At 52.1% G+C, this 20,645-nt stretch carries 14 protein-coding genes; 10 read left to right on the top strand and 4 right to left on the bottom strand.

What is annotated here, in order from left to right; translation table 11 throughout:
* The first annotated feature begins 352 nt into the window (after positions 1-352).
* The 10 genes from NST43_RS30365 (at position 353) to NST43_RS30320 (ending at position 14,374) form a co-directional block, all read left to right on the top strand.
* The gene (locus tag NST43_RS30365) at positions 353-3,886 is read left to right on the top strand and encodes a family 16 glycoside hydrolase (RefSeq protein WP_339221164.1); all 3,534 of its coding nucleotides are present in this window, start codon (positions 353-355) and stop codon (positions 3,884-3,886) included.
* 150 nt (positions 3,887-4,036) lie between these two features.
* The gene (locus tag NST43_RS30360) at positions 4,037-4,594 is read left to right on the top strand and encodes a sigma-70 family RNA polymerase sigma factor (protein ID WP_339221162.1); all 558 of its coding nucleotides are present in this window, start codon (positions 4,037-4,039) and stop codon (positions 4,592-4,594) included.
* On the top strand, positions 4,591-5,541 hold the full coding sequence (locus NST43_RS30355) for a hypothetical protein (protein WP_339221161.1): 951 nt from the start codon (positions 4,591-4,593) through the stop codon (positions 5,539-5,541). Before NST43_RS30360 ends, NST43_RS30355 begins: the two co-directional genes overlap by 4 nt.
* Positions 5,542-5,692: 151 nt before the next feature.
* Entirely contained in the window at positions 5,693-6,559 is an 867-nt protein-coding gene (locus tag NST43_RS30350) for a sugar ABC transporter permease (RefSeq protein ID WP_209986972.1), read from the top strand.
* Between the two features lie 14 nt (positions 6,560-6,573).
* On the top strand, positions 6,574-7,449 hold the full coding sequence (locus NST43_RS30345; protein ID WP_339221160.1) for a carbohydrate ABC transporter permease: 876 nt from the start codon (positions 6,574-6,576) through the stop codon (positions 7,447-7,449).
* A gap of 45 nt (positions 7,450-7,494) precedes the next feature.
* Entirely contained in the window at positions 7,495-8,655 is a 1,161-nt protein-coding gene (locus tag NST43_RS30340) for an RND transporter (protein ID WP_339221158.1), read from the top strand.
* A gap of 49 nt (positions 8,656-8,704) precedes the next feature.
* Positions 8,705-10,030, top strand: a complete 1,326-nt coding sequence (locus tag NST43_RS30335) for an extracellular solute-binding protein (RefSeq protein ID WP_339221157.1) — start codon at positions 8,705-8,707, stop codon at positions 10,028-10,030.
* A gap of 23 nt (positions 10,031-10,053) precedes the next feature.
* The gene (locus NST43_RS30330; RefSeq protein ID WP_339221155.1) at positions 10,054-10,752 is read left to right on the top strand and encodes a response regulator transcription factor; all 699 of its coding nucleotides are present in this window, start codon (positions 10,054-10,056) and stop codon (positions 10,750-10,752) included.
* On the top strand, positions 10,745-11,833 hold the full coding sequence (locus NST43_RS30325) for a HAMP domain-containing sensor histidine kinase (protein ID WP_339221153.1): 1,089 nt from the start codon (positions 10,745-10,747) through the stop codon (positions 11,831-11,833). The genes NST43_RS30330 and NST43_RS30325 overlap by 8 nt, the downstream gene beginning before the upstream one ends.
* Before the next feature lie 30 nt (positions 11,834-11,863).
* Positions 11,864-14,374: a hypothetical protein gene (locus tag NST43_RS30320; RefSeq protein WP_339221151.1), complete on the top strand. Its 2,511-nt coding sequence runs from the start codon at positions 11,864-11,866 to the stop codon at positions 14,372-14,374.
* Positions 14,375-14,433: 59 nt separating this feature from the next.
* Here NST43_RS30320 and NST43_RS30315 read toward each other — a convergent pair whose 3' ends face one another.
* The 4 genes from NST43_RS30315 to NST43_RS30300 all read right to left on the bottom strand — a co-directional run bounded on the left by NST43_RS30315 (position 14,434) and on the right by NST43_RS30300 (position 20,496).
* Positions 14,434-15,225: a hypothetical protein gene (locus tag NST43_RS30315; RefSeq protein WP_339221149.1), complete on the bottom strand. Its 792-nt coding sequence runs from the start codon at positions 15,223-15,225 to the stop codon at positions 14,434-14,436.
* Between the two features lie 469 nt (positions 15,226-15,694).
* Positions 15,695-16,096, bottom strand: coding sequence for a RidA family protein (locus NST43_RS30310; RefSeq protein WP_209986949.1), 402 nt, complete (start codon positions 16,094-16,096; stop codon positions 15,695-15,697).
* A gap of 321 nt (positions 16,097-16,417) precedes the next feature.
* Positions 16,418-16,915 (bottom strand): hypothetical protein, encoded by a 498-nt coding sequence (locus NST43_RS30305; RefSeq protein ID WP_339221147.1) that lies wholly within the window; start codon positions 16,913-16,915, stop codon positions 16,418-16,420.
* Between the two features lie 29 nt (positions 16,916-16,944).
* Positions 16,945-20,496, bottom strand: a complete 3,552-nt coding sequence (locus tag NST43_RS30300; RefSeq protein WP_339221145.1) for a DUF3289 family protein — start codon at positions 20,494-20,496, stop codon at positions 16,945-16,947.
* Between the last annotated feature and the right edge of the window lie 149 nt (positions 20,497-20,645).

Here is a 20,645-nt window from a genome sequence, read left to right as displayed (position 1 = left end):
CCGACATAATATGTAAGCGCATCCACATCGAGGATACCATATATAGAATATTATGTAAATTGTTTTCGTAGATTTTTCAAAATATAAGAATGGGACGGTAAAGCCGTTTCCAATTGCATATGGAAAGCAGCGGGTCATACCGGAAGCAGCGCGGTCACGGATGTGAGGGCCATTTCGGCGCTTTAATCTAGACCGGAGAGCGGTTTAGAACAGTATAATTGTGTCCCTGGAGAGTGGGTTTGCCACCCTCCTTTCTTTTTGGCCCGGGATTATAGTAGGGAATGACTCTATGTATCCTGCTGGAAATTGAAAGCGGTTGCCTGGAGCCAAAATTGATCTGGAGGAGGTATTTATGCTTACTCACAAAGTAATGAGATTGCTGCTGGTGCTTGCTGTCGCATTCACAGGGTTCATCCCGCAGACCGCCGGTGCGGCTGAACCGGAACCGGAACCGGTGCCGCAGGTGGCCGCCGCTGCCCCGGCAACCATCCAGAATTACCCGATGCCGTCTATCTATACTCCGTCTGCTGTCTATTCGTTGAAGGTGAACAATGAGGCGGTCCCCGTCATCAAGTATTTGCCTGATTATGACTACGCCCAGTTCTCCTTTGACGGAACGGTTAGCCTTGAGGTGACGGCAGACAAGCCGATTACCTCGTATTCGATCAGTCCGCTGGCCAAGAACATCACAGGAACGGTCAACGGCAACAAGCTGACCTTCACCCTGTCGGCCTCAACCTATGTGATCGTGGATATTAATGCACCTGCGAACGAAGACCCGAATGAGAAGGACCCGGACAAGCGCCGCAAAAGACTCGTGATCGCCGCCGATCCGCTGGAGACAGACATCCCTGCGTCCTCCGGCCCGGGGATCTACAATGTGACCGCTGCGCCATTCAACGCTGACAAGACGGGGGCAACGATCACCTCGGGTGCCATCCAGCAGGCGATTGATGCAGCCAATCAGGCCGGGGGCGGCATTGTGTATATTCCGGCAGGCGTGTATAAGAGCAGCAACCTGACCCTGAAAAGCAATGTTACGTTCTACCTGGCCGGGGGTGCAGTCATTGTCGGCACAGGCCGGGGCGAGGACTACCGGAATGACTTCCGCAAGGATTCGATCTCGGATGGAACCTACTTTATCCGCACCGCGACCAATTCCGTGAATATCACCATGCGGGGACGCGGAACCATCGATGGTAAAGGGATAGAAATGCGCAAACGCAAGATGACCAATCCGCCTGCAACCCATAAGCAGGGAGAAGGGTTCATCAATAACCTGGTGGTGCCGATGGCGACCAGCAACTTCAAGTTTGACGGGTTAACCCTGCGGGATGGCGGCTTCTGGGCGTTCCTGGTGGTCCGCTCCGATAACGTGACCATCACCAATTATAAGGGATACCAGGATTTATTTACGCTTGAGGATGATGCCATCGACATTAATGAGAGCCAGAACGTGCTGGTGAAGCATGCGCTTGCCATCTCGGATGACGATACCTTCTCCACCAAGACCTGGCCGCAGAAAGGAATGTCCAAGGACTGGCCGGGAGCCATCGAGCATCTGGAGAATGTGGTCTTCGAGGACTGCTTCGCCTGGACGCGCTGCGCCGCCTTCAAGCTGGGCATGGGCATATGCACGCCCCAGATTGGCGTAACCATCCGCAATTCGTATGTCTATCAGAGCGCGCGGGCGCTGCTGGTGGATCATGCTTACACAGAGAATCCGCTCCCGGTCGAAGGCTGGGCCCAGGATGTGACCTTCGAGAATATTGATATTGAACGGGTGGGCATCAACCAGTTCGGGAATTACTGGCTGCGGGTCTCCACCAGTACATCCGGCGATGTAAGCAATGTCATTCTCCGGAACATCAATGTCCGCGATACGGGAGGAGATTCCCCTATTCAGGGCAACCCTACCAGAGGCGGGATGGTGAACGGGGTAACTTTTGCAGATGTGGTGGTCAAAGGAAAGCTGGCGAAGAATCTCAGTGACCTGAAGGTGAGCATCAAGAATGAGAATGTAAGCGGGGTGGTCTTCGCAAATACGGATCAGGCCTGGTTCAGCGATTACTTCACCTCCGGGCTGACCACGGATTGGACTATGGCTTCAGGTGCAACCAGTTGGGCGGTAACCGATCGAACAGGGAACCGGGTGCTGTCCACCAGCCAGACCACGACGGCGCTGATCACCGCCAAGGCCGGTGCATCCTGGACGGATTACACGTATGAAGCCAGAGCCAGACTACCTCTCATTAATGGAAGCGAGAACGCAGGCATTGTCTTCCGGGTGCAGGATCAGAACAACTTCTATATGTACCGGATCGATGCCAGCACAAGCCAGCTGCAGCTCTATAAGGTTGTGGCTGGAACGTTGACGCAGGTCTCGAATACTTCGTTTGTGCCTGTCAAGAACCAATGGTATACGCTTAAGGCGACGGTTCAGGGCAATACCATCAAAGGGTATGTGGATGGTGTGCTGAAGACCACATGGACCAATCCGGTCAATGAATTAACCTCGGGCGGAATCGGCTTCCGCACCACTTCAGCCGGGGTCTGGTATGACGATGCCAAGGTGACTGCCATTCACAATCCGCCCACTGATATCACTCTCAGCTCAACCCAGGTGCCGGAGCTGACTACTCCAGGCGGTGTAGTGGGCACCTTCACGACAGCCCATCCGGATGCGGGCCAGACCTTTACTTACGCGCTGGTTCCCGGGCAGGGAGACGCCGATAACAGCAGCTTCTCCATTGCCCCGCAGGGAGACAGGCTGATCCTCCGCACCACGCCGGATTATGAAGCGAAGAGCAGCTATAGCATCCGGGTGAAGAGCATTGACGCCAATGGCCTGTCTCTGGAAAAAAGCTTCACGATTCAGGTTACCGATGTGGAGGAGACCCCGATTGATGCCAATCCTAATTCGGTCCGGTTCACGGATAACTTTGAGGATGGCAATCTGGCGGGCTGGACGGCTGCCAGCGGGACCTGGAGCGTAACCACTGACGGCAGTACGAAAGCCTTGATCCAGACGACGGGGAATACGACGGGACTTATTACAGCTGGGAGCGTGTGGCAGGATATTGCTTTTGAAGCCAAAGTGAAGGTTCCCATCGCGAATGCCAATGCCGGTATTCTCTTCCGGGTGCAGGACGCCAATAACTATTACATGTACCGGATCAACGTCAACGACAAGAAGCTGGAGCTGTTCAAGGCGGTTAACGGAACGCTGACCCCCGTGTCTAGTATACTTTTTGCCGATGCGGCTGCGGGCCAGTGGTATACCCTGAAGGCGGTCATCAAAGGCAATCGGATTCTAGGATTTGTGGACGGCCAGTTGAAGCTCGAATGGACGAACCCGCAAACGGAATTAACCGCAGGGCGGATCGGCTTCAGAACGACCTCCCAGAATGCTGTGTTCGATAATGCCCGCGTTACAGGGATACACAAGGTGACGGCCAATGCGCTTAAGACGGTAACCCAAGATGTGTATGAAGCGGTTACGCCTGAAGGCAACCGGCTCAGTGTTAGCCCGGGCAGTCCCTTTGCAGGGGAAACATTCAGCCTGACGGCTGAAGGCCATAACCAGAGCGTAGCACCTGTCGCCCCCGGAGATGAGCGTTATTATCCGGAAGCATGGAGCTCCACGGAGGAAGGTGTGGCGGGCGTATTCACCGTAATGGATGAGGTGTATCAGGCTGCATATGCTCCCTCCTCAGCAGGTGATTACAAGATAACCGTCATCTACCGCAAGCAGGTATGGGACGGCACAGCCTGGGCCGATACGGAGCTGACGGATTCCCTGATTGTGGACATTAAGGTCATCCCGAAACCGGCAGATGCGGAGGGTGACAGCACCACTGAGCTGAACCCGCCGGTCCTCGGTTAACAAGAGATTTATATCCCCATCCTGGTGTGTAAGCAGTGATGCTTATGTGCCAGGATTTTTTTGTGCTAAAAATAATTAGCGTATAAGTGCAACCGTTACCCGGAATTCTCTACTATATAGATAAGAGGATACCAAAGGAGAAACTAGCAGATGGAAGATCAGGGAATCATTCAGCTATACTTACATCGCTCACAGCAGGCCATCACGGAGACCCGGAACAAATATGGTGCTTACTGCCGGGCGATCGCCAGGAACATTGTCGCGAACCCTTCCGATACCGAAGAGTGCGAGAACGATACATACCTGGCTGCGTGGAACGCTATTCCGCCTAACCTGCCCAGGAGGCTGCCGGTATTCTTGGGGCGAATCACCCGCAATATTGCGCTCGACAAGCATGGTTATAATACGGCCAAGAAGCGGAGCCGCCAGTTCGAGGTGATTCTGGAGGAGCTGGAAGACTGCCTGCCTGCGGCGGAGACGGTTGAAACGGAGCATGCCGCAGGCGAAACGGCCCGGTTAATCAATGAATTCCTGTATGGGCTGGAGGAGGGAGCACGAAATTTATTCATCAGGCGGTATTGGTATGCGGATTCGATAGAATCCCTCGCCAGCAGGTTCGATATGAGCAGCAGTAAGGTGAAGTCGAGCCTATTCAGGACCCGGAACAAGCTTAGAGTTCATTTAGACCAGGGGGGCGTTCACCTATGAAGCGGGAGGACTTGTATAAAGAGATCGGACTGATTGACGAGGAGCTGATTGCGGCGGCTGAACACAGCGGAGTAAGGGGCAGGGGCAGGAGACACAGGTTCTCCAAAAGTTGGATCGCACTGGTCGCCTGTCTGGTCGTGTACAGCTCAACTTCTACCGTGCTGCTTGCCACAGAATACACCAGAAATAAAACAGAGGAGCCCTACATCCGTTATCTGACAGCGGAGGATATGGAGCTGGCCCCCCGTGCGCAGTATGAAGCCGACAAATTCCTCAAGGCGTTAGCCAGCGGGAACGATGACAAGGTATATATTGCAGTGAACCGGCTGGTGGAGAGCTTCAATGATCCCAAGGCGCGGGAGCTGGCGCTGCAGAAGCTGCAGCCCTTCTTGACCAGTGCTTCCGCGAAGATCGCGGAGTCGGCTGCTTTTGCCACAGATATCCTGTCGAAAAGCTACCAGAGTCCGTATCTCCACAAAATGGCCGACGGGAGCATCGTATTCGCCTTATTCAACAACTATTCGGATTACGGCACCCAGAATGTGCTGTGGCGGATCAAGGGTGATGTGCTGGAACCGTATTTCAGCTTCGCGGCCCCTTCGATGTACATTAAGGAGATCCTCCCGTCCCCGGACCGCAAGCTCCTTGCGGTGGTCACCAGCTCTAACAAGAGTGAATTTGTGCAAATCCTGAATGTGGAGAAGGGGACGATCAGCCCGGAGCTGGTAGAGTCGGCGAGAATCAGACATGGCGCGCAGCGTAAGCTGGAAACTTGGACGCGCAGTGATCATGAGAATTACAGTTATGCGAACCATCTTGTGTGGCAGGATAACGATACGTTAGCGTTCGAGAGTTTTCTGGCCTACGACGACACAGCAATTATTGAAGAAGTTAGTGTGACGTACCGGTTCAGGGATAAAGTGATGGAGGTTGCGGATTTGAAGTAAAGTATGCGGTGCCTTGCAAGAGCTGCGAATGGAGAATACATCCGTCCGCGGCTTTTTGCTGTGTGGTGAAGGGAATTTAAGAAAGTTTTAATCTTTACCCGACTTCTTCTTAAATAGTTGCGCCTATTCTTGAGTACAGGGAGGGAGCAACTTGAAGAATTGGGCCCGTAAGGATTCATCGGTGGCTTGGTTATTTCTGGCACCTAGTAGCATCGGGTTTGCCTTGTTTTATCTGATTCCGTTTGGCATGGGCGTATTCTATTCCTTCATGGACCGTGCGGTGGACGGGCAGTATGTGGGCCTGCATAATTACCGGGAGCTGATTGCGGGCGACTCCTTCCGGAAGGCGGCCTTCAATACCTTCTACTTCAGCCTGGTGAGTGTTCCGCTGCTGATCGTGCTGTCGCTGGGGTTAGCGCTGCTGCTTCATAAGAAGCTGTATTTTCAGAAATGGCTAAGGACTGCTTACGTTCTCCCGCTGGTCGTGCCTGTCGCGTCCATTATCCTGGTCTGGCAGATCCTGTTCGACTGGAACGGGGCGCTGAATGCGTGGTTGAGCGGCTTCGGTCTGGCCCGGGTGGACTGGATGAAGACGGAGGCAGCGCGGAATGTAATTATGATGATGTATGTGTGGAAAAACATCGGGTACAACGTGATCCTGTTCCTGGCCGGACTGCAGCAGATCCCGAAGGATTACTATGAAACCGCCCAGATTGAAGGGGCCGGCCGTCTCAGGCAGTTCCGGAGCATTACGCTGGTCTACTTAACCTCTACGATGTTTTTTGTCGTCATGATGTCGATCATTAACTCCTTCAAGGTATTCCGGGAGACGTTTCTGCTGGCCGGGCCGTATCCGCATGACAGTATCTATATGCTGCAGCATTTTATGAACAATATGTTCCTGTCCCTCGACCTCCCGAAGATGACAGCGGCATCTACCCTGATGGTCGGCGGCATTCTGATCCTTGTTCTTGGGCTGTTCGCCATGGAACGCCGGTACCGTCGAAATATGGAATAGAGGTGAAAGAGGTCTTGGCAGTTGGTAAAGTCATACAAAAACTAACGTTAACCGTCCTGATGGGGGCGGTTGCCCTCCTGATGCTGTTCCCGATTGGGGTCACGCTCATCAATTCGTTCATGAGCAGCCGCGAGATTGAGATCAATTACGGTCCCGTCGGACAAATGAACACAGTCATAGAGGGCAGGAGCGATCCGTTCGCCAATCTGAAATGGCTGCCCGATCAGGTCTCCCTGGAGCAATACGGTAAGGTGCTGCTGGACAGCCCGATGTACCTGTCGATGTTCTGGAATTCGGTGTTCCTGGTGGTGCCCATTATTGCCGGGCAGACGCTTATAGCTGCGCTGGCTGCTTACGCCTTCTCCAAGCTGAGATTCCGGGGCCGGGAGCTCCTGTTTCTGGTCTATGTCCTGACGATGCTGATGCCCTTTCAGGTAACTCTGGTGCCCAACTACATCATGGCCGACCGGCTGGGGCTGCTGAATAGCCCGGGGGCCATTATTCTGCCTGGTATTTTTGCGGCCTTCGGTGTGTTCATGCTCAGGCAGTTCATGCTGGATATCCCGTATGCCTATATCGAAGCGGCCAAGATGGATGGTGCCGGACATTTACGGATTTTTGGTACCCTTATTGTTCCCATGGTTCAGCCGGGTCTGGCCGCGCTTACGATTCTCTTATTCGTCGATTACTGGAATATGGTGGAGCAGCCGCTGATTTTCCTGGATGATCCGCTGCGTCAGCCCTTATCTGTCTACTTATCGAATGTCAGCAAAGAGAAGGAGCTTGCGTTTGCTGCTTCCGTCATCTACATGGCCCCGATGGTACTGCTCTTTCTGTATGCGGAGACGTATTTCATTGAGGGCATTCAGTTATCCGGGATCAAGGGCTAGGGCTCGCATGTGAGGGACTTATGAGGAAAGGAGGAGAACGGGGAAATGGAGATTGCAGGAGTGCCCGCAGACCGCAGGCGTAAAAAAAACATTAAAATAGCCTCCCTGCTGCTGCTGGGCGTGTTACTCTTCTTCACCTTCTTCAGCAATACGCTGCAGTCATTGACCTTGCCCAAGGTGACGACGGTCACGCCGCAGAGCAAGAGCCTTGAATTCACGCTGGAGGGCGGCGGGATGCTGCGGCCCGTGAATGAAGTGAAGCTCCAGAATGAGAGCGGCTGGAAGCCCCGGGAGGTGCTTGTGCAGGAGGGGGAGCGGGTGAAGAAGGGGCAGAGGCTGATCGTCTATGACAGCCAGTCTGCCGAAGCCGGGCTGCAGGATGAAATCGCGCTGCTGGATCAGCAAAAACTAGGGCAGCAGACACTTCAAGATCAGTTCATTCAGACGTATGCGGAAGGGGATGAGCTCCAGATTCGCAAGGCCCGGCGCGAGATTGAAGCAGGCAAGCAGGAGCAGGCCAGACAGGCGCGTAAAATCGCCGAGATGAGAGAGAGGTTAACTGCGGAGCAGCAGCTTAAGGCACCCTTCGACGGGATTGTGACCCGGTTGAATGCCCTTCCGGGGATACCGTCATCGGGCGAGCCGGATCTGGTGCTGTCGAGCAGCCGAGAGGGATTTCAATTCGATTTCACAGCGGACGCGGGGCTATTATCCAGCCTGGGAATTACCTTGGGGGAGAAGCTTGAGGTGGAGGTTCATTCTGCTGAGGGGCCATCGGCCCGGATATTGCCGGGAAAGATTGCAGAGATCAAGAGCGCTGAGGCGCGTGCCGGAAGTCCGGCCAGTGAGGATACCAGCAGGGCGGAGGACATCGCGCAGAAGACGGTCTTCATTGTAATGAATGAGGGTTCGCTTCAGGGGGGGGAGCAGGTTCAGTTCCAGATGAAGAAGCCGTCCCTTCAGGAAGGTGTGGTGGTACCGGCTAAGGCCATCCATCAGACGGGCGGGCGCAGCTTTGTCTATGTAGTTGAGGAGCAGAGGGGGGCATTAGGTAATACGTTTGTCGCCCGCGAGGTTCAGATCCGCTCCAGTATCACGAACGGCCCGGACAGTATGATTCAGACGGATAATCTGTATGGGGACGAGATGATTATTCTGGAGAGCAGTGAGCCCTTGCAGGACGGGAACCGCGTACGTCTGCAATAACCTTAGGAGTACGGCCTACTATACGAACAATTATTGGAGGTAGTGACAGATGAAGATGATTAAGAGAATGGGCTGGCTGGGGCTGAGCCTTGCTTTTACAACGATGATGTCTGCATGTAGTTCCGGGAGCAGTGCAGAAGCTCCAAGCACCGTGGGGAAGACGGTTGTTACGTTATCGGTTCAGCAGGATAGTGACTTCTACCGTGCGGTAGAGCAGAAGTTTGAACAGGCTTATCCCGATATAGATTTGCAGATTCAGGCGTATAAGGGGATCGGCGAGAAGATGGAGGGGCCGGATTATGAGAAGTATCAGAAAACCGCCGGTACAGCATTGCTCTCAGGCAAAGGAGCCGATATTTATGAAACGGGCAGTCTGCCCGCCAGTGATTACGTGAGCAAGAAGCTATTCCTTGATATGGAGGATTACCTCAAGCAGTCGAAGACGCTGAAGCAGGAGGACCTGCAAATGAATGTGCTGAATGCCCTGAAGGTGAACGGGGGCACCTATATCATTCCATCCGGGTTCAGCCTGAGAGCGTTCCTTGGAGACGGGGATGTACTTAAGCAAGCAGAGATCATTGATAAGAGCTGGACTTGGCAGGAATGGAAGAAAATCTCCAAATCGCTGATTGCGTCGGAGCAACAGGCGGGGTCCGCACACCGCTACGCGCTTCCGAATAATCCGCCGGATATGCTGCTTCAGGAGATGGTGGTCGACGGCTATAACCAGTTCGTAGACGTAGCTGCCCGCAAGGCCAAGTTTGATTCCCCTGCCTTCATATTTATGATGCGGGAGATTAATGAGATGTATCAAGAGAAGTTGATGACCACCGAGCCAGTCGAGACCGAGAATCAATTGTTCTATTCTGCCGTTATACAGGGCCCGGCGGATTTCATCAACGTTCCGTATACCAATTTTGCCAATCCGAAGCTGCTGTATAAGCCGCATAGCGGAAACTCCGGGGCCATGAGAATTATTCCGAACTATACGTTTGCGATACAAGCCAAATCGCCGGTTGCCGAACAAGCCTGGACGTTCATGGAGTTCCTGCTCTCTGATGAAGTTCAGTCCCTGCAGAGCAGAGAAGGCTTCTCCCTGCTCCGATCGCTTAATGACAAGCAGTTCAGTGAGCTTCAGCAGCAGGTGAAGAGCGGAACGTATAAGCTCCCGGACGGCAAGCTTGCAAGTGTTCCAGAGGGGCAATTCAAGGTGTTCCAAGACATGATGGATACAGCGGATAACTTCGCCATGATGGATGTGAAGATTCTGAGCATCATCGGCGAGGAAGCAAACGCGTTCTTCAGCGGACAGAAGACGGCAGAGGATGTGGCCAAGCTGATACAGAACAAGGCGACAACGTACCTTAACGAGTAGATCACGGCCTGGGAGGTCCCGGAATGAAGCGAACCACGATTCTAATCGCAGAGGACGAGAAGGAGATTGCCGACCTGATTGCCCTGCACTTGCAGAAGGAAGGGTATCACTGTATCAAGGTGCCTGACGGCCGGGCAGCGGTACAGGCCATTCAGTCACAGTCGATTGATCTGGCGATCCTGGATATTATGATGCCGGAGCTGGACGGGTACGAGGTGACCCGCCAGGTCCGGGTGAAGCATAACCTGCCGATTATCTTCTTAAGTGCCAAGACCTCAGATTTCGATAAGATTACCGGCCTTGTGATGGGAGCGGATGATTATATGATTAAGCCCTTCAACCCTATGGAGCTGCTGGCCCGTGTCAATTCCCAGCTGCGGCGTTCCCTGCAGTTCAGCCAGCCTCCGGCTGCCCATCAGGCCCCGGTGCTGGAGTCGGGCGGGCTTATTATAGCCCCTGACCGGCATACAGTTACGCTATACGGGAAGGCGATTGACCTCACGCCCAAGGAATTCGACATCCTCTATCTGCTGGCCAGCCACTCTAAGCAGGTGTTCAGTGCGGAGAGTATTTTTCAGCAGGTGTGGGGTGAAGCGTACTATGAATCCGGCAATACCGTGATGGTGCATATCCGTACCCTTCGCAGGAAGCTGGGCGAGGACCAGAACAAGGACCGGTTCATCCGAACCATCTGGGGCGTCGGGTACACGTTCAATGAATAAGCGGGCCCGGGGCTTCCGAGCCAGATTAGTCCAGTTACTGGGGGTAAGCATGCTGCTCTCAGCCGGTCTGACCTATGGGATCTTCAAGCTGCTTCAGCTCTACTACTCCGGGGTGAAGTTGGAGGACCCGGAGGCGGAAGTGCGCCGGTTCATCTACAAGCTCGGGGACTTCAACGTATCTCTGATGCTGTTCATTCCGCTCATGCTGATCTTCTTTTTCAAGTTCACCAAGCCTTATATCCGTTATCTTAACGAGATCTCCAGCGGGATTCATCATCTGGCTAACGGGGAATTTCAGAATCAGGTGAAGATTGCCTCAAGGGATGAGTTCAGTGCGATTGCCGAGGATCTGAATGCGGCAGGGGCTAAGCTGCTGACAGCGGTGCAAAGAGGCGATTTCGCTGAGAGCAGCAAAGACCAGCTGGTCGTTAATCTGGCCCATGATCTGCGTACGCCGCTTACCTCTGTGCTTGGCTATCTGGATCTGATTCTTAAGGAGGAGAAGCTGCCGATGGAGACGATCAGACACTACGCAACCATTGCCTTCACCAAGTCCCAGCGGCTGGAGAAGCTGATCGACGGACTGTTCGAGATCACCAGGATGAACTATGGCACACTGCCTATGGTGAAGACGCACCTGGATATCGGCGAGCTGCTCCGGCAATTGAACGAGGAGCTATACCCGGTATTTGAGCGGAACGGTCTGACCTCCCGGCTGAATATTACCCCCGGCTTAAGTGTCTATGGGGATGGTGATCTGCTGGTAAGGGTCTTAGGAAATCTGCTTACTAATGCCGCCCGCTATGGGCAGGAAGGCGTATATGTGGATATTAACAGCCGTCCTGATTCAGGTGCAGTAGCGGTTGAGGTGATCAATTACGGGAATCCCATTCCGCCGGAGGAGCAGGTGCATATCTTCGAGATGTATTATTCCGGGGACCGGGCGCGGACTCATCAGGAGGGCGGCACGGGTCTGGGTCTGTTCATTGCACGGAACATCGTAGAGCAGCATGAGGGAACTCTGTCTGTGGAGAGTAACGAGATACGGACAAGATTCGAGATGCGGCTGCCGCAAGCGTAAGCGAAGTTAAGGGAGGAGAGAATCAGAATCATGTATCATTCCAAAAGAAAATATGCTGCTGCCATGCTAAGCCTGGCGGTTCTCAGCCAGTCCATCGCCTTCGGAGCCTATACGGCAGCCGCCGGATCTTCAGCGGGAACAGAGGCTGCAGCCGCCGTGTCCACGCTGGAGGGACTGGGGGCGGTCTCCTTGAAAAGCGGTATGAGTGTGAAGCTGCTGAATGCAGCGCTTCAGCCTCAGGAGAGCGGGAATATACTCACGTACACCTTGAATTACTACAACGGAACGGGCAGTAATGTAAGCCTGATCGATTATTTCTCCAAGGTCACCACTTCCAGCGGCGCTGTGATTCAAGGTAAACCGGTAACAGGCAGTGCTGCCATCAAGTCTATTCCGGCTAACAGCAGTCAACCGGTTACGTATTACGTCAATGCGGGTAAGGCTGCCAAAATAACCGGAGTCCGAATCGCCCTGTTCGGCTGGGACTTCAGCCAGGCGAATTACCAGAAGAAGCTGGGGATGTTCACGATTCCGGGTTCCTACTCGGTAGCCACTGCCAGAGGGCAGAGCAAGAAGCTGGTCTTGGCGGGTGTGCCGGTGATCAGTAAGGCCGAGAGCCTGCAGATCGTTAAGGCTAACGGAAAAGTGTACGCCAGGGTGGGCATCAGCTTCGCCAATTCGGGTACCAAGTTGCTTAAGGACACAGGTCTGAAGGGATATCTGATATCCTCGGGAGGCTCCAGATTTGAACTGAATGCCGCCCCTGCCAATTACCAGATTCAGCCCAAGGAGAAACGGACCGTGCAATATCTGGCGGACATCCCCTCCTATACGAAGACGGATAATATGTCCTTGCAGTTCGTCCAGGAAGACAGCGCGCTGCAGCTGAACCTGCCGGTGGCTGAGTATAAGCTGCCTGCTGCACAGTCGCCCAACTTCACCGTACCCGCTAATGCCGTCGCGAAGCTTAAGGTTGCTAACGATACAATTGAGACGCAGCTCGCAAGCGCGGCGGTGTATTCGGAGGATCATCTGGCGAAATGGAGCCTGAAATTCCGGTTGCGCAACACAGGCAACCAAGCGGTGACGATTCCGGCCTACCCCTTCAGCCTGACGACTGCCGAAGGGTACAGCTATCCGGTCAGCAATAAGGCACTGGCCAGTCTGAGTCTGAGGCCGCTGGAGGAGCGGGTAGTCGAACTCAGTGCAGAGCTGCCCCTGAAGCTTAATCAGGGAGTGCTCCAGCTACAGATGAACGAGCCGGCAGAAGAGGGCCGGATCGCCTTCCCGGCGGCTTACTATCAGATTCCCTACTCCTTGCAGCCGAATCATCTGCTGGCCACTGAGTACCCCTTGCAGAACAGTCTGGGTACCTTCGTGGTGAAGCTGGAAGCGGTGGAACGTCTGCCGTGGTCGGACCGCGATCAGGTCGTGACCAAGATCAGTCTCCGCAACTCAGGGTCCACGAATGTGCAGCTTCCGGCCCTTACAGCGCTTCTGAAGGCAGGGGATCTCGATATCAGCGGCAGTTCGCAGATGGTGATCGAAGGCTCTAAGAGCCAATTGGCCCCGCAGGAGACAGCGGTTCTGTATATTACGGGGAACCTTCCCTATTCTTATAATCTGACTAAGCTGAAGGTGATCCTCCAGTATCCTTCGGAAGAGACCCAGGCGAATTTCCTCACGCTGTTCACCAGCCAGGTGGAGAATACCTTAAGAACCGTAGCGGCCGGTGAACCCTTACGCCTGGAGCTGGCCGGGAAGAAGGCAGAGATTCTGGAGCGGCAGAGCCGGATCTATCCGGGCACGGATTCCAAGCTGATCTATACTGAGCTGGTAATGACCAACGAGGAATTACGCAAGACCCAGCCGGCGCAGCTGGTAGGGTATTACCGGACCCCGGACCATCAGTATTTCGAGGCGGTAATCTCGCAGTCCGCCGCGGCCCTGAACCCCAAAGAGAAGAGTCTCGTAACCGTCTGGAGTAAGCTTCCGCCGGAGATCAATGCGTCGGATCTAACCCTCTTCCTTGGGGAAGGCATCGCCGAAGGCAAATTGACCGCACCTGGCGCAGTGCCGACCGCTTACATCCAGACCGTGGGCCTGGGGCTGAGTCCGGCCAATCCTGCTCCGCAGCCGTCCCTTCAGAAGCTGGAGCTGTTCCCGTACTCCCTGTCCGTGAACCAGGTGACCGCCACGATGCCTGAAGACCGGGAGTCCATAGAGACGCAGATCAACTACCGGTTCACCCGCAGTGAACAGTATGTTGCAGAGGCGAATGGGCATAAGCTGGTGGCCGAGTTGATCGATCCGTTCGGGCAGCCGTCGGAGCAGCTTCTGCCTCTGGGAGACGGACCGTCTGGCGCGGGAGCCACGGGCAGTTTGTCCTTCCCGCTGAACAACAAAGCGTACAAGGCGCTCACCGGTGCCACGGTGCGGGTGAACATCTATGACGAGTTCCAGGGTAAACGCATTTTGCTGGGAAGCGAGAGTTACCCTGTGGCTTATGAGCGGGCGCCAAAGAAGATGGAGGCGGAGTGATATTGTAGATAGTTGATAAACAGGCCGCTTTCCAATGCTGGAAGGCGGCCTGTTTCTTTTTACATTGGACTAGAGGGCTTCCGTCTTCTGAGATAGACCCAGAATACGAACACCGCTGCTAGAGCAATAAGAATGCTTATCATAATAGGTCTTATTAAGGGAGTATTATTATCTGCATTGGATGCAGAAGCAACGGTTCCCGAACCATCCTTCCCGTTATCGGATGAATCATTTTGTAGGGACTGTAGTACATCAATTAAATTTTCCGGTGGTTGAGGTTCTGAATTGCTGCTTAATCCTTTTGACTCTGCTGATGAGGCCTGCTGTGGGACAATAATGAGCTCCTGATTATCTTTTTTGAAGGCAGCTATATATTCGTCCCGCTCACGGATAAGAGTAGGCTCACTCACACTTCCTTCAGCCTGCAGAGATTGGATGGCATAAGCTAATGTTCCAGGGTTTCCCCCGAATTCGGTAACCTGATACGAACCGTTTGAATCTTTTTGAATGACCATCTTGGATCTGGGTACCCCACTTGACAGAATAAGAAATTCCCAGCTCTCCTGAGGGGTGACTGTTTCAAGTAAACTATCAGAAGCTGTCCTCAGCTTTGCCCCATCAATAAAATGAATCTGCATTCCTTCACCTACGGTAACTTCACTAATCTCCGCTTCATTAGCGTAACCGTATCCTCCGGGGTCTTTAGACAGCCCTTCTTTAATTAAGCTCAACCCCTGGGTGTTGGCAAAAGAAACCACATCTTCTGCAATGTCCTGAGCCTGTATAGGGGAGAGTAAGTGTAGAAGCAACAAAAATGAGGCAATACTTGCCAGTAGCGTTTTCTTCCTCATGGAAATTCCTCCTTGTACCTCCGCTCGGGTTCATATGTTGAATCCAGTCATTTCCGCCAAATGTGTCGTACCCATAAATAACTATTTCGTGCCCGCCACCGGTAGCAGTATTCCATTTCCAGCTTACGTAGACAGGACTGCCAACGCTATCAATCTGAGTTTTCACCTCGTTATAGGATAAGGACCCTGTATGATTCCAACTGGATACCCCATAAAAATTTAAAAAAGAAATAGTTTCTGAGAAATCTAAATAATAAAGAATGCAATACAATATCAAAGACGTAGAGAATAAGGGGAAAGTTACACTCTTTGGGAAAAAAATATAATTTTGGGCATGAAAAAGATTCGATTAGTATGATCCATGGAAGGGTACCCAGCCAATCGCGCAGGAAAACACTAAAACACCCAAAACGCATCTTTAGAATGTCTTCTAAAGTACGTTTTGGGTGAGGTGGATGATATTTAGGTGTTAACCAGCGGCCCAAACATCTAATTCAATCTTCAGCTCAGGCAGCCCTAATCCTTGGATGTAGGCAACCGTCATGGAGGGAGGCGTGGGGCCGAACACGTTATTCCAGATGGAATAGAAATGATCCCAATCGATTTCCTCCGTGGCCCAGATGTTGATTTTGATGACATGGTCCGGGGTTAGCTGCTGTGAGGACAGAATGTCGACAATATTACTCATGGTATTGGTTACTTGCTGGTTGAAATCGGCAGGGATATTATTGTTCGGATCAATTCCGATTTGACCGGAAAAGACATACATTTCAGCATCTCTGCTGATTTTGGTCACATGGCTGTAGCTGCCGACCGGTTTCGCTATATTTTCAGGGTTATATCTTTGAATGACATTGTTATTTAGGCTCATGGTTATAAGTCTCCTTTAAAATGGGCTGTTTTTTTGTAGTTTTTCTTAATATTGGACAGAACTATCCCGTCAACATTAATTCTAGAAAAAAACAGCAGTCGAATACCCGATTCCAGCAGACAGATATTGAATAGATCTCTTTTTCATCAGGTATCCCTCCTGGACATTTAAAATTTAACTTACTTTAGGAATGATAACATACCCTGAAGAAAAACCAAAATACAGGGTGGGCGAGTGAACAGAACGGGTAACCTATGTATTCAAAAAAAAGGGCGTCTCAGCCATTACACATGGCGTGAGACACCCCTTTTTTTGTTAAAACTATTCTATCTCGATCCCGTACCAGCCGTCTGCAAGTAGAGTCAGCTTATACTTAACCGGCTCTGCTGCATAGGCCTGCTCCACCATGCTCTGACTTACGCAATACACGATATGATAGGTGGGACCATGCTCCCTTTCCCAGTCGAATATGAACCTGAGGAGCGGCTTTCCATCCTGCCTGCTGTAGCGCACGAAGTCCAGACTGTCCCCGGACCATGCGGCGATCTGCCGGATATTGTCTTGCAATTTCGTATTCATACTGTCATGGAATGGAGGGACGGCATTATCAGAGTAGATGAACGTATTCCCGATATCGCTCCGCTCATCCAGGCTGTCCATCAGCAGAAGGGCCTCCGTCTTCACAGCATCAAACTGTGCGCGATGCTCCCGGAATAGTTTATATTTTGCCTTGGAGGAATCGTAACCGATGATGGAGCCTATTCCCGCAAGCATCAGTATAACTGTAATGCCAAGTAAGACTCGTGTCCTGACACTCAATAGCTTCACCTGCCTAGATTGGATTGAAATTAATACACGGAGCCGCTAAAAGGCAGCTCGTAGTCAATCGTTGTAATGAACGGTACATATTTGCCGTTGAACCGTTCGTAGTGCTGCAAAGTGAACCAGTCCACAAATCCCGGATTATTGATCTCATCATCAGCATCCAGGCCGAAATGATCATAGAAATGGAACACCAGCTTGCCGCTGAATTGATCTCCGTTGTTGTTGAAGTCCTTAATGGTAATATTATGACCATGGAAGGCATGGATGGCCAGAGATAACGCCAGATTGGTCTTCTCCGTAAATACCGGATACGGGCTGGTCGAGAATTGATTCACGTAACTATTCACCACACTCTGGCTTCCGTTCGGGTCAAATCTCAGCCTGGACAGATCGCCATGATTACTGCGCAGCTCCTGCACCACGAAATCCTGGATTAAGTGTACATACCTCTGGGTGCTGGCGTCCGAGATGACGGCATTATCCAGCTTGCTGTTATGATACTTAATATAGTTGCTGGTATCGAAGGTGTCACCAAGGGTTACCGAGGTTCCTTCATTAATGGTTTTGCTGTACTTGAACGTTGAGATCAGATCGCCAAGAACGAATTTCATATCATCCGTTGCACCTATTTTGCCGACAACGAACAGAAGAGCCATCTCGCCCCAGATCATGGACTCGGGCGTAATTCTGGCCACCGAGAATACCGGGTCCAGCTTGAGTAACTCAAAATACGTATAGTCATTGAACGTCAGGTCATCGGAGACTGGGGAAGTTCCCTGCGGTGCTTTCTTTAGAATTCCTTCTCTGTACTCAGATTGAAGGATCAGGGCCTCGCTTACATCTGGAATCAGTCTTCTGCTGTCCACCGCATCGTTTAATCCGTCCCCGTCCGTATCGGTAAGGTTGGGATTGGAATACATATAAGCGTAGACCTTGTTGCCAGCTTTGACAATGTGGATCTCTTGCCCGTCCTTAAGCCCGTCATTGTCACTGTCCGCATCCAGATAGTTCAACCTGACCGCCGCACCGCCAGTACCGACACGCAGTCTTCCGGCCTGCATCTCCTTCTCATGATAATCGCTGATGCCATCCTGGTCTGTATCCTTGTACAGGTCGGAAGTCTCGGCAATGGTATCGAAGATCCCATACAATTGGCTGGCATTACTTGCATGATAATAGCTGCCGCCGGTGCCTTGGGCCATGCTGGTCAGGACACTCGTCGAAATGCTGCTGCCCAGGCCTACCGTATAAATCACAATACCCTGATCGGCAGCCCGTTTGGTTAGTGCGGTATCATAAGAGCCTTCCCCGTCAGTAAGCATAATAATGTACTTCAGAACCTCCGCTCTGCTGGTGGTGGCGAACAGATTAATTGCACTGGAAATCCCGCTGCTCAGAGTCGTTCCGCCGTTCGCATCAATCCGCCCCGCAGCCTGACTCAGCACGGTCTTGTCTGAAGTGAAGCCGGATAACACCTTGGCAGAGTCGTCAAAATCAACAATAGCCCCGCGGTCACTGTCCGTCAGCAGATTGACGAACTGTCTGGTTACGCTGATTCTCACATTGCTCCGGTCATTATCTGACATACTGCCCGAGGAATCGATGACGAAGGCAATATCCATCCCCGCATAATGCTCCTGTCCCTCATCATACAGGAACTTATATAACCAGACCTGGTCGTATACTGTTTTGTTTAACAGAATGTATTTGGAGAAATGAACCGTCTGGACCGAGATCATATTCCCGGCCACCTGCTGATCCGGCAGCTCTTCGAACAGCTGCGACTCCTCATTGTAATAGTAGATTCGCGGCACAAAGCCTGCCTGATTCAGTAAGCTTTTATCGAACTCAAAGGAGATTGTGGCCTTCTCAAAGCTTCCGTCGATGGAGAAATTATAGCCTTGATCAATATATCCGGGAATAGTTGTATCATTAAGAATGCCGTCCTGGACCGGCTGAACAGATAAGCTGTCTACCTGCTCCGCAGTGATCCCTTCTACAGCAACAGTTGGAACAGCCTTGCCCCCGACATCCTCTGCCTTCATTGTTCTTGCAAACTTCGTCTCAGGCACAAGCGGGTCGCTTCCGATCTGGAGTTCCCACGCGTCAGAGAGTCCGTCGCCATCGGTGTCGGCCTTCAGGGGATCGGTCTTGTGCGTATGAACCTCTTCGCTGTCCGTAAGACTATCGCCGTCACTGTCTTCGCTGATGAGGCTGGTGCCCAGCATCAGCTCCTCCAGGTTGGTTAATCCATCCTTATCGTAGTCCTCATCACCGTCAGCGGTCCCATTCTTATCACTGTCCGTTTCAAGTGGGTTCAGCTTCAGCACGAGCAGCTCATCCCGGTCACTTAAGCCGTCACCATCAGTATCCTTGCTGGTAGCGGATAGGCCATAATGCTCCTCATAGTAATCGCTGATTCCGTCCTTATCGCTGTCCTTCTCCCGGTCAATCCCGAGGTTATCCAGATTGTTCTCGTCGAAGTTCACGATAATATACTCTTTGGTCACTTCAGTCCCATCTTGAACTTGTGCGCGCAGCTTCAGCAGATTGTATCCGATGCCAAGCCCGATTCCTTCTGCAGACCATGCTGCACTTACAGGGATCGTCCCTTGCTGGAGGACTGCTTTATTCTTGTCCGTAATCTCATAATTGAAGGCCTTGACCTGTGATACTCCTCCCAGCGTACCAGTCAGCTTGTCCATCTTGGAGGTCAGGAAGTAATAGTCTCCGTCCGGACTGTTCTGAAGCTGGAGACTGTACGTTTCAAGCTGCACGGAGACCCTGCCCGGCTCAGGCTCCGGGGATTCTTCCCCGGTTAAGATCTGCGTTAGCTGATAGCCCGAAGGGACACTTACAACATTCCCCGGGTTCCCAGAGAAGCCTAGGATCAGTGTCTCGCCCGGCTGAATGTTGGCATTATAGCCCGCATTATGTATGACGTAATGATTGCCGGTATGCCCGGTAATTTCAGCCGTCCAGAACCGGTCCAGGTTCCCGTCATAATCGAACTCCAGCGTCCAATCCTCAATGGCTGACTGCGATATATTCTTAATGGCAATTTCGCCGTTAAAAGCGCTTCCCCAATCACTTGTCACTGTGAAGCTTGTCTCGTATTGCCCGCCCGGTACGATCTGTCCAGTGCTGTGCATATCAAATGACGCCGGTAGCAGCAGCTCTCCTTCAAATGAAGCCGTGAAGCCGAAATTCACACTGCCACCCACCGGAATGTCCTGATTGCTGCCTATATTCTTGAGGGTATAAACTCCGTTCTCGTAGGCCTGTACTTGTCCGTTCCAGATATTCGTAATTTCATAAGGGGATGTAAAATCAATACTCCAGTTCTCCAGCGTCTGGTTACCCGTATTCCTGATCGTAACATCTGCGTTAAAGGCGCCTTCCCACTTGGAGGAAATCGTGTAGGTTACCTCATAACCCTCTCCTGTGTAAGTTGTTTCCTGCTTCCCGCCCGTGTCTTCCTGTGCTAAAGCAGGCTTGAGCTGAAGAGACGATAATACCAATACCAGAATGACAAACAGGGTGAAGCTCCGTTTCATGATCCTTCTCTTGAACATTGCTGCTGATCCTCCTCATAAGATTGAAATAGGGTGTGGAAAATGATGTTATTTCTTGGAGTATATGAATCTATAATATTTGCATATAGAGGATTAAGCAACAACAAATGGAAGTAAATAAAATGCTTGTGCTTCCTCATAAATTCTGT

This window comes from Paenibacillus sp. FSL H8-0332, assembly GCF_037963835.1.
Taxonomy (GTDB): Bacteria; Bacillota; Bacilli; order Paenibacillales; family Paenibacillaceae; genus Paenibacillus_AQ; species Paenibacillus_AQ rhizoplanae.
This window is presented reverse-complemented; position numbering and strand designations above follow the sequence as displayed.